Source organism: Pseudomonas sp. N2-3-1-14, assembly GCF_041228395.1.
In the GTDB taxonomy this organism is placed as follows: Bacteria; Pseudomonadota; Gammaproteobacteria; order Pseudomonadales; family Pseudomonadaceae; genus Aquipseudomonas.
The window spans coordinates 3,000,525-3,015,759 of the sequence record NZ_CP166199.1; the positions used below are offsets into that span (position 1 = coordinate 3,000,525).

Genomic DNA, 15,235 nt, shown 5'->3' on the forward strand with positions numbered 1-15,235 from the left:
CAAGGCTTTCGGACCTGTGACTTTTTCATTAGATGAAATACACAGCGGCTTTAAACAGGGAGGTTTACGGTTTAAAAGCCTCCTCCTCACTCAGGTCAGGCCCCGCGTAATGGCCTTAAAGGATCAAGGGAAAACCCAATGACTATTACGATCATCGCTCCCAGCCACCAAGAGACGCAGGCCGAACCCAAGGGCAACCAACCCGGCACGGTCTACCTGGAACCGCACATGACGTTGGTCACCGGCACGCTGTGGTCACAGAGCGAAAACTGGGTGGAAGACCCGTTGGAGCGCGGCCTCAAATTGATCCTGGTGCAGAGCGGTGAGTTGTCGTGCCGCATTCCCGGGCACAGCGAGCAATCGATCAAGGGGCCCAGCCTGTGCACCATCGTCAATGACGGCGAGTTCACCTCGTCGCAGATCTATGGCACCTCCACGCCGCTGCGCTACACCATCGTGCAACTGGACCTGGAATCCCTCGACCGCCACCTCGGCATGGCCCCGCGCAAATTGTTGACCAGTGGCGGCGGCGACCCGTACATGATGGTGCGCCCGGCGCCCCGCGCGATGCAGGCGCTTGCCACACAGATTGCGACGTGCCCGATGCAGGGCCCGAGCCGTTCGTTGTACCTGGGTGGCAAAGCGCTGGAGCTGACTGCCCTGAGCGCGCAATTTTTGCTCGGTGAACGGGGTCAGCCGGAACAAAAGCTGCGCATTACCTCCTCTGACGTGGAGCGTGTCCACGCCGCACGCGATCGCCTGGTGCGCTCGTTGCTGGAGCCGCCGAGCCTGAACGCCCTGGCCAGCCATGTGGGCATGAGCCCGCGCAAACTCACCGCGGGCTTTCGCAAGGTGTTTGGCACCAGTGTGTTCGGCTACCTGCACGAGCATCGCCTCAGCGAAGCCCACCGCATGCTCAGCGACGAGGAAAGCAACGTCTCCACCGTCGCTTACGGCGTGGGGTTCAGCCCGGCGCATTTCTCGATTGCCTTTCGTAAACGCTACGGCGTATCACCCAGCGAGATCCGTTGAGCGTGGGTCGGTGTCTCTGAATCGAATGAAAAGGCCCGTGCATCTAAAGCCCTGAGCGCTTTCTGAAAACCTGCTTGCGATAGAGTTCCAATTGAGAATGGCTTCCATCTTGGTGAGCCAGGGACTTTATCCAGACGGGTCACAGGAAGCTTTTCATGAGCGAGCTGACAACAGCAGACACCCCCTCACTGCGCACATGGCTGATCGAACACCTCGCCCAGTTGCTGGGCGCCACCACGGCAGACATCCACAACCTGGGCGATGAGGAAAACCTCCTCGGCTGCGGGCTCGATTCCATCCGCCTGATGTACCTGCAGGAACGTTTGCGCAGTCACGGCTTGCACATCGACTTTGCCCAACTCAGCGCACAACCCTGCCTGGCGGCGTGGCTGGAATTGTTGCAGGGCCAGGTGCCGCACCACCGGGTAACCGATGCTGCGCCGTTGGCAGCGCCGGATGACAGCTTTGAACTGAGCGCCGTGCAACAGGCGTACTGGCTGGGGCGCGGGCCGGACGAGGTACTGGGCAATATCAGTTGCCACGCGTGGCTGGAGTTCGATTGCCAGGGCATTGATCCGCAGCGCCTGGAAGCGGCGGTCAAGTGTGTGCAGGCGCGGCACACGATGTTGCGGGCAAGTTTCAATGACGGTCGGCAGCGGATTCTGGCGGCGCCAGCGTTGCCGGTGTTCGATCACCAACCCTGGCGCGACCATGCGCCAGCCGCCGCACACCAGGCCTGGCAGGCGCTGCGTGATTGGCGCTCGCATGAGTGCCTGGCGGTGGAGGCGGGGCAGGTGATGCTGGTCGGCCTGGTGCAGTTGCCGGACGGCCGTGACCGCGTATGGCTGAGTGTCGACCTGTTGGCCGTGGACGTGGAAAGCCTGCGCTTGTTGATGGCGCAGCTGGGTGAGGCCTACCAGGCACCGGCCGCGCTGGCGCCGCCGCCCACACTGCACTTTGCCGATTACCTGAGCCGGCGCCGCCAGCGGCGCGCCGAGGCGTATGAGCGCGACCGCGAACATTGGTGCCAGCGCCTGGCACAGTTGCCCGATGGCCCGGCATTGCCATTGGCCCGTGCGCCGGAGTCGATCCGCGCACCACGCTTCAGCCGTCAGGCGTTTGTGCTCAGCCCGGCGGAAGCCGAACGTCTGCAACGCCAGGCGACCGCCCACGGCCTGACCTTGCCCAGCGTCTTCGCCACGGCGTTCAATGCGGTCTTGGCGCGCTGGAGCGAACAGCCGAATTTTTTGCTCAACGTGCCGTTGTTCGACCGCCACGATGACCAGCACGCCGTCGACCAGGTGATTGCCGACTTCACCACCTTGCTGCTGGTGGCCTGCGAAGACGCGCCGCAGTCAGCGTTTGCCGAAGGCGCCCGGCGGTTCCAGCGCGACCTGCACGCCACCATCGACCACGCAGCGTTTCCCGCGTTGGAAGTGCTGCGTGAGGCCCGTCGCCAAGGGCACCCCCGTTCGGCGCCGGTGGTGTTTTCCTGCAACCTGAGTGATTCGAGCTTTGTACCGCAGAGTTTTCGCGAGGTGTTCGGCGACCTGCATGACATGCTCTCGCAAACCCCCCAGGTGTGGTTGGACCACCAGCTGTATCGGGTCGAAGACGGTGTGCTGCTGGCCTGGGACAGCCTCACCGAGCTTTTCCCCGACGGCGTGCTGGCGGCCATGTTCACCGCCTACATCGAACTGGTGCAGCGCCTCGCCGACAGCGACTGGAATCAGCCGCAGCCGGTGCTGTTGCCGCTGGCGCAACAGGCGCGGCGCGACCGGCAGAACAGCCTGCCGCCGCTGGCCCAGGGGCGTGGCTTGCTTGATGACTTTTTCCGCCAAAGCGCCGCACAACCCGACGCGGTGGCGCTGATCTGTGGTGCGCAACGCTGGACGTATCAAGAGCTGGCCGAGCACGCCCTGCGCGTGGCAGCCGGTTTGCTCGACGCGGGCATGCGCCAGGGCGAAGCCGTTGAAGTGTGCCTGCCGCGCGGACCTCGGCAGATTGCCGCCGTGTTCGGCGTGCTGGCGGCCGGCGGTTGCTACGTGCCGGTGGACACCGCGCAACCGCCCGCACGGCGTAGCCTGATCGAGTCGGCGGCGGGGATTACCCGCGTGATTGCCGATCAACCGCCCGCGGGCAGTTCATTGCAGTGGCTTGACCCGGCTCGGCTGGCGCAATGCGCGCCCTTGGCCACCGCGAAAAAGACCGCGCCACAGGCCAGCGCGTACGTGATCTACACCTCCGGTTCCACCGGCATTCCCAAGGGGGTTGAAGTCAGCCACGCGGCGGCGCTGAACACGATTGACGCGGTGCAGGCCGAATTGCACGTCACGCCGCACGACTGCCTGCTGGCCGTGTCGGCGCTGGATTTCGATCTCTCGGTCTATGACCTGTTTGGCGTGCTGGGGCAGGGCGCGCGCCTGGTGTTACTGCCGCCTGAGGAAACCCGCGATGCCATGCGCTGGGCGCACCTGATCAGCGAGCACCGCGTAAGCCTGTGGAACTCGGCCCCGGCATTGCTGGAGATGGCCTTGAGCATCGGCACGCAACACTGTCACTACCAGAGCCTGCGGGCGGTGTTGCTGTCAGGCGACTGGATCGCCCTGGACCTTGCCGCACGCCTGCGCCGCCACGCCACACCGCAGTGCCGGGTGTACGGCCTGGGCGGCGCGACCGAGGCGGGTATCTGGTCGAACCTGCAACCCATCGATGAAGTGCCCGAGCATTGGCCGTCGATTCCTTATGGCAAGCCTTTGGCCGGCCAGGCCTACCGCGTAGTGGACGCCGCCGGGCGTGATGTGCCGGACCAGGTGATCGGGCAACTGCTGATTGGCGGCGCGAGCCTGGCCCGTGGTTATCGCAATGACCCGGTGCTCACCGCCCAGCGTTTTCGCAGTGATGCGCGCGGACGCTGGTATTACACCGGCGATCGCGGGCGCTTCTGGAGCGACGGCACCATTGAGTTTCTTGGGCGCATGGACCAGCAGGTCAAAGTGCGCGGGCAGCGTATCGAACTGGGCGAGATCGAAGCCGCGCTCACGGCGCATCCGCTGATCGACAGCGCCTGTGCCGCCGTGGTGCACGGCAGCCTTGGCGCGGCGGTGGTGATCAACGCCGGCTGTGTGCCGGTTCAGGCGCTGCCCGCGCAGTCGATGCTGGATGACAGCCTGGCAGCCGAACACCGCGTCACGGCTGAGCTGCTGCAACGCCTGCTGCAAGACCCGCCGCCCAGTGCGCTGCTCGACACCTGGCGCGCGTGGCTCGCTGGCTACGTCGAGTCCATCAGCCTGAGCGATGCAGTGGCGCAGCTGGGTTGGCGCGAAGCCGACCTGCACCGCATGGTCGGCGCATTGCAGGTGCTGTTGCGCAGTGAAGACGGCGCCGCGCAGGTGCTGTTCGACCCGTTGCTGGCGCCTCAGGCCATGGCCTTGAACCTGCCAGCCGGTCGTCAGGTGCTGGACGCCATGAGCCGGGCCCTCCAGCAGCACGCCACACCGCTGAAGGTGGCGGTACTGGATGTGCGCGGTGGGCAATTGCTGGACCAATGGCTGAACCACGCACGCTCACGCGACCTGCAACTGACCGTGTTCGACACCAGCGCCGGCCTGCTGGCGGCCGCTGCCGGCCAGCGCCAGCGCGTGGCGAGCCAGCAGGTGGTGGACGGCGTATTGCCTGCTGAGCACTGGTCGCAGTACGACGTGGTGATCAGCTTCGCGGCGCTGCACAGCTACGCCCAGCCGGCCGATGGCTTGAACCTGGCGCAGGCATTGCTCAAACCGCACGGCCAGCTGCTATTGGCAGACCTGCTGCGCGACTCGCCATTGCGGCTGGTCAGTGCGGCATTGTTGGATACGCGTGAGCCGGTATTGCCGGGCGCTCAAGCGCTGACGCAACGGCTCGGCCAGAGCGGCTTCAGCCATTTGGCATGCCTGTGGCAAAACCCCGCGATGGTGCTGGTGAGTGCCCAGGCAGCAGGCGAGGGTTTGACCTGCGAAAGCCTCAACCACTGGCTGCAACAGCGTTTGCCCCAGGCGATGCGCCCGGAACACCTGTGGTGCGTGCCGCGTTTTGCCCTGAATGCCAACGGCAAAATCGACCGTACGCGCCTGCAGGCCAACCTCGGCGACGCGTGGCAACGCCTCCAGCCTGCCCACCACGAAGACGCCGCATTGAGCACCGACCTGTTGCCACTGGCGGCCTGTTGGGAAGCCATCCTGGGGCGGCCGGTGCACAGCGCCCACGCGAGTTTTTTCAGCCTTGGCGGCGACAGCCTGCTGGCAACTCGCTTGCTGGCCAGCGTGCGTGAACAGGTGGGCGTGAGCCTGCGCATGGGCGACTTTTATCTGCAACCGACCCTGGCCGGCATGGCCGCGCTGCTGCTGCGCAGTGACGACGTGGCCATCGAGGAGGGCGTGTTATGAGCCTGGATGATTTGCTGCACCTCTGCCGTGAGCGTCAGATTGAACTCTGGGCCACTGCGGGCAAACTGCATTTTCGCGCCCCCGAAGGCGCGCTGGACTCAGCCTTGGCCGAGCGTATTCGCGCCCAGCGTGAGGCCTTGATGGTGCATCTCTCGCCGCAGGACTGGCAGGCGCAGCCGGAACAGGCGCTGCAACCGTTCGCCCTGAGCGCGGTGCAGGGCGCCTACGTACTGGGGCGCAACCCGGCGTTCGACTACGGCGGCAATGCGTGCCACTTGTACGTCGAATACCCATGGCCGGCGAATGTCGATACCGAACAACTGACCCAGGCCTGGAACGCGCTGGTGCAACGCCACCCGATGCTGCGCGCGGTGGTGCAAGACAACAGCCGTCAATGCGTGCAGGCCCAGGTGGCATGGCAATCATTGCCGGTGCATGACCTGCGCCAGGCCACTCCAGAGGCCTTCGAAGCGCACCTGCAAGCGCTGCGTACACGCCTGGACCATGCCTGCCACGCGCTTGATCAATGGCCGATCCTGCTGCCCGAAGTGAGCCTGGGTCGCGAGCAGGCGATTGTGCATTGTTCGGTGGATTTCACCTTGCTTGATTACGCCAGCCTGCAACTGTTGCTGGTGGAATGGACCCAGCGTTACCTTGAACCGACGCGCCATTGGCCGGTGCTGGAGGCGACGTTTCGCGACTATTTGCAGCACGAACAACACGCGCGCACCAGCGCCGCCTGGCACGCCGACAAAACCTGGTGGCTGGCACGCCTGGACAGCCTGCCCGGCCGCCCGGACCTGCCGTTGAGCGAGCACGCGGGCCTGGGCTCGACGCGCTTTATTCACCACCACGGCGTGCTCGGTACCGAGCAATGGAACACCCTGTGTTCCCTCGCCAGCGCCCAGGGCCTGAGTGCCGCGGGCGTGACCCTGGCCGCATTTGCCGAAGTGATCGGCCGCTGGAGCCAAAGCCCGGACTTTTGCCTGAACCTCACGGTGCTCAACCGCCCGAACCTGCACCCGCAACTGGGCCAGGTGATCGGTGATTTCACCGCCCTGAGCCTGCTCGCCGTGCACGGCGCCGAGGGCGCAAGTTTCGTGCAGCGCGCGCGGCGTATCGGTGCGCAGCTGTTTGATGACCTCGACCACAGCCGCTTCACCGGCGTTGACGTATTGCGCGAGCTGGCGCGGGTGCAGGGGCGTGGCGCCGACCTGATGCCGGTGGTGTTCACCAGTGGCATCGGCAGCGTCGAACGCTTGCTCGGCGATGCCGGGCGACTGTTGCAGCCGCCCAGCTACATGATCAGCCAGACCCCGCAGGTTTGGATCGACTGCCAGGTCAGCGACCAGTACGGCGGCTTGCAGATTGGCTGGGACGTGCGCGTCGGTGTGCTGCCGGACGGCATGGCCGCACAGATGTTCGAGGCCTATGTCGACCTGCTGCAACGTCTGGCCGCGGACCCACAGCTGTGGCAGGCGCGTGGCGACATCGTGTTGCCCGCGCAAGCGGCAACCCCGCAGATCGAGGCCAGCGCCCCGGCCCGCAACATCGCCGCCGGCTTCGCTCAACAGGCCGTGCGCACACCCGATGCCACGGTGATCAGCGATCGCGACGGCCGCTACAGCTACCGCCAGGTGGCCCAACACGCCGCGGCCGTGCGCGCGGCCCTGGAAGCGCTCGGGGTCGAGCGCGGTGCGCGGGTGGCGGTGATGCTGCCCAAAAGTGCCTGGCAACTGATGGCGGTCATGGGCATTACCCAGATGGGCGCGGCCTATGTGCCGGTGGACATTCGCCAGCCCGCCCTGCGCCGTGAAGCGATCCTGCGTGACGCTGGCATTGACGCCGTGATCACCCTGCACGCGCAGGCATTGCCGGACGCGCTTGAGCTGCCGCGCATTTCCATCGACAGCCTCCGGCCCGACCCGCGTTGGCCAACCCGCGAGCCGGTAGGGGTGGCGGCCGAGGCGCTGGCCTACATCATCTACACCTCTGGCTCCACGGGCACGCCCAAGGGCGTGATGCTCAGCCACGGCGCGGTGGTCAACACCCTTGAGGATATCAACCAACGCTACGCGGTGAACGCCGACGACTGCGTGCTGGGCCTGGCAGAGTTGAGTTTCGACCTGTCGGTGTACGACTTTTTCGGCGCCACGGCCGTCGGTGCGCACGTGGTCCTGCCTGATCCGGAACGCGGCGCCGACCCTTCGCACTGGGCGCAATTGATGCAGGAGCACGGCATCACGCTGTGGAACTCGGTGCCGGCGCAAGGGCAGATGCTGGTGGATTACCTGGAGACCGAGCCGGCAACAATTCCCGGGCCGCGGTGTGTCATGTGGTCGGGGGACTGGATTCCCACCACGTTGCCCACCCGTTGGTGGCAGCGCTGGTCCGACAGCCAACTGTTCAGCCTGGGCGGCGCCACCGAAGCGGCGATCTGGTCGGTGGAGCATCGCATTCGCCCGGCGGACACCGCCTTGCCAAGCATTCCTTACGGGCGCGCCCTGAAACACCAGACCCTGGAAGTGCTCGATACCCTCGGCCGCCAATGCCCGGTGGGCGTGCGCGGCGAGATCCATATCGGTGGTCTGGGCCTGGCCCTGGGCTACGCCGAAGACCCGCAACGCAGCGCCGAACGCTTTATCACGCATGCCAGCGGGCGCCGCCTGTATCGCACCGGCGACCAGGGGCGCTACCTCAATGGCGATGGCCTGATCGAGTTTCTTGGCCGCCAGGACGATCAGGTGAAGATTCGCGGCCACCGCATCGAGCTGGCTGAAATCGATGCGGGCTGGCTGGCCCATCCGCAGATTGCCGCGAGTACCACGGTGTTGCTGGGCGAGCGTCACGAGCGCTCGTTGTGCAGTTTCGTCACCCTGCACACCGGCGCGCCGGCGCCACAGCTGCGCGATGAGCTGCACGAGGTCCTGCGCCCGGCGCGCCACACCCTTGAGCAAGCCGATTTCGGCCCGCGTGCCGACATCGAGGCGGCATTGCTCGCGCTGGACCGCGCGGCCGACGCTTCGCTGCTGCACTGGTTGGCGGGCAGCGGATTGTTGCTGCCAGGCCAGCACCTGGCATTTGCGTCGCTGTGCCAGGCGTTGAAGCTTCAACCCGGCCAGCATCGCCTGTTGCGACATTGGCTGACGCTGCTGGTCGAGAGCGGCTATCTGCAAACCGACGGTGATGGCTGGCGCTGTCAGGTCGCTGTTTTCGATCAAGCGCAGGCGTGGGCGCAGTTCGCCCGGCTGGCACCGGCCGCTCTGTGGCCGGCAGCCCTGGTGGATTACCTGCGCGGCAGCGCGACCCGCCTGGCCGAGCAACTTGACGGGCGCCTGAGCCCGGCCAGCCTGATGTTTCCGCAGGGTTCGGCGCACATTGCCGAGGCCATGTACAGCCGCGGTCAACACGCCCAGGTACTGCACCGGGCGATGGCCGAGGCGGTGAGCGCGATTGTCGCGCGTCAGGGCCAGCGGCGCTGGCGCATCCTCGAAGTGGGCGCCGGCACCGGTGCGGCGAGTGCGCTGATTATTCCGGCGCTGGCACCGTGGGTGGCGGCCGGGGTGCAGATCGACTACGTGTTTTCCGACGTGTCGAGCTACTTCCTCAACGCGGCCCGCGAGCGTTTTGCTGCGTATCCGTGGGTGCGTTTCATGCCGTTCGACATGAACAAACCCGCCTGTGAACAAGGGTTGCCGGCCGGGTCCCTGGACCTGCTGCTCAGTTCCGGTGCATTGAACAATGCCCTCGACACACCGCGCCTGTTGGCCGGTTTACGCCAACTGCTGCAGGCCGATGCATGGCTGGTGATTCAGGAACTGACGCGTGAACACCGCGAAATCAGCATCAGCCAAAGCCTGATGATGGAGACGCCCGAGGATGTGCGCGCGACCAATGGGCAACTGTTTGTGCACACCGCCCAGTGGCTGGCGTGGCTGAACAGCGAGGCCGGCGATCAGGCTGAGTCGCTGGCGCCCGCCGACAGCGTGTTGAAGCTGTTGGGCTACGACGTGCTGGTCGCCCGCGTGAAAACCGACCGCCCATTGCTCAGTGCAGACACCTTGCTGGCATTTATCGCCGAGCGGGTGCCGCGTTACATGGTGCCGGCGCAGGTGCGGGTGCTCGACCGGTTGCCGGTCACGGCCAATGGCAAGATCGACCGCCGCGCCCTCATCACCCAGGCCGAGCAACGGCAACTGCGCCCGGTGCAGCGCGCGAAGGTCGATGTCGCCGATGAACTGGTGCAGCGCTTGATCACGCACTGGGAGCGGGTGCTTGATTGCAGTGGTCTGTCTCCGGATCAGGATTTCTTTGCGGCCGGCGGCGACTCGCTGCTCATCGCCCAGTTGATCGCGGGGCTGCGCGAACAGGAACCGTTGGCGCAGGCGCAACCCTTCGACCGTTTGTTGCGGTGGGCGCTGAGCCAGCCGACCCCGCAAGGCCTGGCCCAGCGTTTGCGCAGTGAGTCGAGCAGTGACGCGCCGAAAGCGGCGCCGGCGCCAGTGCCGGATACGCGCCGGGCGCCGCTGGGTGGGCGCCTGCGTGTGGACGCGTTGACGGAGTTGGTCGGCGGCGAAGGCACCGCACGTGTGCTGGTGCACGAAGGGCTCGGCACCTTGTTGCCGTATCGCACGTTGATCGCTGAACTGGCCGGTAGCGGCCCGTTGCTGGGGCTGGCGGTGCACGACAGCGACCACTATTTGCGCCTGCCTGCCGAGCATGTCAACGCGACCTTGGGCAAGCGTTACGCCCAGGCGCTGTGGGACAGCGGCCGGCGCAGCTTCGATCTGCTCGGTTACTGTTCCGGCGGGCTGGTGACCCTGGAACTGGCCAAGGCTTTGCTGCAACTGGGCGCCGAGGTGCGTCAGGTAGACATTGTGTCCAGCTACCGCATTCCGTATCTGGTCGACGATGAAGTGCTGATGCTCTACAGCTTCGCCGCCACCCTTGGGCTGGACGGTGCGGCGCTCGGCTTGCCGTCTGCCGAACAACTGCAAGCCCCGGCGGGGCTGAACCTGGATGTGGGCTTGCTCAAGGCCCGCGTGCTCGCGGCGGCGCAAGGCATGGCCGATGAGCAGCTGTATCGCGTGTTTGTGCATTCCGTTCACGCCAGTCACTACAGCGACGGCGCGCCGTATGTGGGCGCCATCCGCCTGTTTGTGCCCAGTGTTGCCAACCCGATGATCCCCGATCATCACGCCAGTTTGCAGGCCTGGTGGCAGGCGGCGTCGCTCGCACCGTTGACGGTACACACGCTGCGCGGCAATCACTTTGAATGCCTGAACGCCGGGCTGAGTCGTTATTTGCTGGAGGAACATCCATGACGTTCGCATTGAAAACCCTGGTGGTGGGCTCGCGCTTCGGCCAGTTCTATGCGGCTGGGGTTGCCGCCGCCGAGCACTTGGAGCTGGTCGGCGTGCTGGGGCAGGGCAGTCGGCGATCCCAAGCGCTGGCGCGGTATCTGGAAGTGCCGAGTTTCGACGCCCTTGAACAAGTGCCGACCGACACGCGCCTGGCGTGCGTCGCGGTGGGCGGTGCAGCGCGGGGAGAGCAGGGCCCGGCCGTGGCACAAGCGCTGATGGAGCGCGGCATGCATGTGCTGATAGAGCATCCGCTGTTGCCCCAGGAACTGCACGAGGTGCTGCGCACGGCGAGCCGCCTGCAACGGCGCTGCCTGCTCAACAGTTTTTACCCGCAGCTGCCGTGCGTGGCGCGCTTTATCGAACTGGCGCGGCAGCTGCATCGCCAGCAGGGCATCCGGCATATCGAGGCCAGCTGCGCAGTGCAAGTCTGCTACGCGACGCTGGACGTGTTGGCGGCGCTGCTGGAGTCGGTGGGGCCGTGGTCCGTGGACTGTGTGGCGCCGGCACTCTCGGCCTGGCGCGATATCAGCCTGGTGATGGCGCAGGTGCCGGTGTCGCTGCGCGTACTCAACGAACTGGCCGCCAATGATGACGGGCGCATGCAGATGTTGCTGCGCCTGAGCATCGCCACCGACAGCGGCACGCTGTTACTGGCGTCGCCCCACGGGCCGCTGCTGTGGATGCCCGCCGTGCGCGCGCCGCAGGAGGGCGCCGAGGGCGTGTTCGACCTGTTCGGCCCGTTGGCCGGCCAGCCGTTGCCCTGCGCCGAGGTGCTGGAGGCCGCCGCGCCGGATTGGGCGCAGGTTTACCGCAGCATCTGGCCGGCCGCCGCCGCCAGCGCGCTGCAACCTTTGATCACCGGTGTTGGCCTGGCGCGTCTGCAGCAGCGCAGCCTGGAAGTGGTCGGGCTGTGGCAGCAGGTGACGGCAGCTATCGGTTTTCCGCAGCAGCCGACGCAGACATTGCCCGCTGCCAACCTGGCCCAGGCGCTGGAGTGCATTCGATGAGCCCTCTGCGCGAAATCCTGCGCCCGTTTCGTGGGCGCTTATACCTGGCGGTCGCGTTGCAGGCGGTCGCCGGGATCTGTTCGCTGCTGCCACTGATCGCGCTGGCGCACTTGGCCGACAGCCTGCGCCAGGCGCCGCCGCTGGCGGCGTCGGCCATGGCCTGGGTGGTGCTGGCGGTGGTGGCATCTGCCGTGTGGTTGTGTGGCCAGACCCTGGCGCTGCACCTGACTCATCAGGTGGATGCCGACCTCTGCGACCGCCTGCGCGTGCGCCTCGCCGAGCATCTGCAGCGGCTGCCGCTGGGCTGGTTCGCCCGGCTGGGACCGGAGGGCGTGACCCGTTATGCCGAGCAGGATGTGCGGGCGCTGCATCAGTTGGTTGGGCATGCGCCGACCGACTTGGTCAACCTGCTGCTGATCCCCCTGGCGACCTTCGGGTATCTGCTGTGGAGCAACAGCGGTCTGGCGCTCTGGTGCTTGCTGCCGCTGGCGTTGGGGGCGCTGGGTTATTGGCGTCTGGGCTCGGCGCATTACCGCGAAGCGGTGGCGCAGCGAAACGGCGCGATCCAGCGCCTGTTCAGCGACTACAGCCAGTTTGCCAGCAACCTCGGTCTGGTCCGGCAATTTCCGGATGCGGGTATTCATCGCCGTGTGCAGGAGGCGGTGCAGCAGTTTGATCAGCGCTTCAGCCACTGGGTAAGCCGTGCAGGACACTTGGCGGCGTTGATCCAGGTGCTGCTGAGCGCGCCGTGGCTGTTGGCCTGGGTAGTGCTTGGCGCGTTGTTGATCGGGGTGGCGGATGTGGGAGCGGCGCAAGTCTGCGGCTTTTTATTGTTGGTGCGTGCGATGGCGGCGCCGGTGCTGGCGATGGGGCACGGTTTTGATGCGCTTAACTCGGCAGGCGAAAGTGCCCGGCGTTTGCAGGCCGTTTTGACGACGCCACCGCTGGCCGAGCCCGAGGCGCCGCAATTGCCCAGGGATGCCAGCGTGGAGATGCTTGAGGTGAGTTTCTCCCACGGTGACGTGCCGGTCCTCAACTCGATTACGTTGCGCCTGGAACCCGGCACCACGACCGCGCTGGTGGGGCCGTCGGGTGCGGGTAAAAGCACCCTGGCCGGGTTGATCGCACGCTTTATGGACGTGGACAGCGGGCAAGTCCGCGTGGGCGGGGTGGATGTTCGGCAGATCGCCAGTCGTGCGCTGCAACAGCACCTGGCGCTGGTGTTCCAGCAGGCGGGTGCGTTGCGCCTGTCGCTGGCGCAGAACATCGCGTTGTATCAACCCGACGCCAGTCACGCGCAGGTTCGCCGCGTTGCCAAGGCCGCTTGCCTGGACGCCTGGATCATGGGGTTGCCCAAGGGCTACGCCAGCGTGGTGGACGAAGACGTGCGCTTGTCCGGTGGCGAGTTACAGCGCCTGGCGATTGCGCGGGCGCTGCTGTCGCCTGCGCCGATCATGTTGCTGGATGAACCCACGTCCGCCACCGACCCGCACACCGAGCGCGCACTGCGCGCCGCCCTGCACAACGACGCGGCCGGGCGTACGCGGCTGATCATCGCCCATCGCCTGGAAACAATCCGCCATGCCGAGCAGATTCTGGTGCTCAGTGACGGGCGCATCGTGCAACGCGGGCGCCATGCGGACCTGTTGGCCATGGACGGCCTCTACCGACAGCTCTGGAACGAGCAAACCTCGAACGCCGATCAACTGGAGCCCGTGTCATGAGTGTTGTTTCGCTGTTGCGTCATTTGCCCGACCTCGCCCGGCGCGCGCTGCGCGGCGCCTTGGTGTGGATACTGCTGGCCGCCGTCCTCGATGGCTTGGCGGGCTTGGCGCTGGTGCCGTTGATACTGGCCTGGTTCGAGCACCAGAACTTGCAGTCGAGCGTGCTGGTGCTGCTGGGGTTGACGCTGCTGCAGGCGGGCGTCAGTTACGTCGCGCAGCGCCGTGGTTATCTGGCCGGTGCCGGGTTAGCTGCGGGCCTGGTATGGCAGTTGGTGCAACACTTGCCGCGCCTGCCGCTGACCCGTCGAGGCCAGCTGGAAGGGCTGGTGAGCGGGCCGGTGTTCAACAGCATGGGCATTCCCGCGCACCTGCTGGCACCGTTGGTCACCGCACTGGTGACGCCAACGGTGGTGGTGCTGGGACTGTTCTTTATCGAGCCGCGTGTGGCGCTGGTGTTGGCGCTGGCGTACCTGCCGCTGTTCGGCCTTTTACGTTGGGCCGGGCGGCGCAGCCTGGATCTTGAGCAACAGCGTCAGGCCGTGGACCGCCACGCCGCGCGGCTGCTGCAGGCGTTCGCGCAGCAACAGGCGTTGATCCGCAGTGCCGGCGACGCCAGCCTGGGCCAACGGGCCCTGCGCGAGGCGCTGCATGAGCAGCACCAGGCGACGCGCAAGCTCAATCGCCGGGGGTTGCCCGCCGGCCTCGGGTTTGCCGCCGCGGTGCAGATGGTGTTTGCGCTGGTGCTGGCAGGCGGCGTGCTGGCGGTGCCCGCGGGGCATTTATCCGGCGCGCTGCTGGTGGCGGTGCTGGTGCTGCTGGTGCGCTTTATCGAGCCGCTGTCGCAACTGGCGTATCTGGACCAGGCCTTGCGCATGGCCTGGCAGGCGCTCTCGCAAGTCTTGGCGGTGTTGGCGGCGCCGACGTTGCACAGCCCGCAACCCGGTGAGCAACCGCAGGATGCGAGCCTGGAAGGGCAGCGCCTGAACAGCTTCGGCGAGGCGGGCGAGCACCTGCTCAAGGACCTCGATGTGCATTGCGCGGCGGGCACGTTCACGGCAATCGTCGGGCCCTCGGGGGCGGGCAAAAGCACCTTGCTGGCCTTGCTGGGCCGCGGCATGGACCCGCAGACCGGGCAAGTGCGCCTCGGCCAGGTGGACATCCGCCAGATAAGCGAACACACCCTGGCCCAGCACATGACCCAGGTGTTCCAGGACAGCGGCCTGTTCGCCGGCAGCCTGCTGTGGAACGTGAGCATGGCGCGGCCGCGCGCCACGCCCGCGCAATTGCAGCAAGCCGCTCGGGACGCTGCACTGGACGACGTCCTCAGCCGCCTGCCGGAGGGTTGGCACAGTGAAGTGGGGCCGGGCGGCGCATTGCTGTCCGGCGGCCAACGGCAAAGGGTTGGCCTGGCGCGTGCGTTGCTGTCACAGGCGCCGGTCCTGCTGCTGGACGAACCCACCGCCAGCCTCGATGCGCGCAGCGAGGCACGGGTCAATCGCAGCCTGCAGGCGCTGCACGGCAGGCGCACCTTGGTGTTGGTGTCGCACAACCCGACGCTGGTGCGCGATGCCGACCAGATCCTGGTGCTGGAAGACGGCAGTGTCAGCGGCTGCGGCAGCCATGAGCATTTGCTCGCTACACACCCCTGGTATGCGCAGTTCGTTGAGCAGCACCGAGGTGAATGA

The 15,235-nt window shown here is 66.4% G+C and carries 6 protein-coding genes; all 6 read left to right on the forward strand.

Annotated features, from left to right (window positions below):
* The first annotated feature begins 138 nt into the window (after nt 1-138).
* The 6 genes from AB5I78_RS13850 (at nt 139) to AB5I78_RS13875 (ending at nt 15,235) form a co-directional block, all read left to right on the forward strand.
* Nucleotides 139-1,032 carry a helix-turn-helix transcriptional regulator gene (locus tag AB5I78_RS13850; RefSeq protein ID WP_145160513.1) on the forward strand — a complete coding sequence of 298 codons (894 nt, stop codon included), beginning with the start codon at nt 139-141 and terminating at the stop codon, nt 1,030-1,032.
* Nucleotides 1,033-1,187: 155 nt separating this feature from the next.
* Nucleotides 1,188-5,456: an amino acid adenylation domain-containing protein gene (locus AB5I78_RS13855; protein WP_369302238.1), complete on the forward strand. Its 4,269-nt coding sequence runs from the start codon at nt 1,188-1,190 to the stop codon at nt 5,454-5,456.
* The gene (locus AB5I78_RS13860) at nt 5,453-10,780 is read left to right on the forward strand and encodes an amino acid adenylation domain-containing protein (protein ID WP_369302237.1); all 5,328 of its coding nucleotides are present in this window, start codon (nt 5,453-5,455) and stop codon (nt 10,778-10,780) included. The genes AB5I78_RS13855 and AB5I78_RS13860 overlap by 4 nt, the downstream gene beginning before the upstream one ends.
* Nucleotides 10,777-11,826 (forward strand): Gfo/Idh/MocA family oxidoreductase, encoded by a 1,050-nt coding sequence (locus tag AB5I78_RS13865; protein ID WP_369302236.1) that lies wholly within the window; start codon nt 10,777-10,779, stop codon nt 11,824-11,826. Before AB5I78_RS13860 ends, AB5I78_RS13865 begins: the two co-directional genes overlap by 4 nt.
* A complete protein-coding gene (locus tag AB5I78_RS13870; RefSeq protein WP_369302235.1) occupies nt 11,823-13,550 on the forward strand; it encodes an ABC transporter ATP-binding protein in 1,728 nt (575 codons plus the stop codon). The genes AB5I78_RS13865 and AB5I78_RS13870 overlap by 4 nt, the downstream gene beginning before the upstream one ends.
* Nucleotides 13,547-15,235 (forward strand): ABC transporter ATP-binding protein, encoded by a 1,689-nt coding sequence (locus AB5I78_RS13875; protein WP_369302234.1) that lies wholly within the window; start codon nt 13,547-13,549, stop codon nt 15,233-15,235. Before AB5I78_RS13870 ends, AB5I78_RS13875 begins: the two co-directional genes overlap by 4 nt.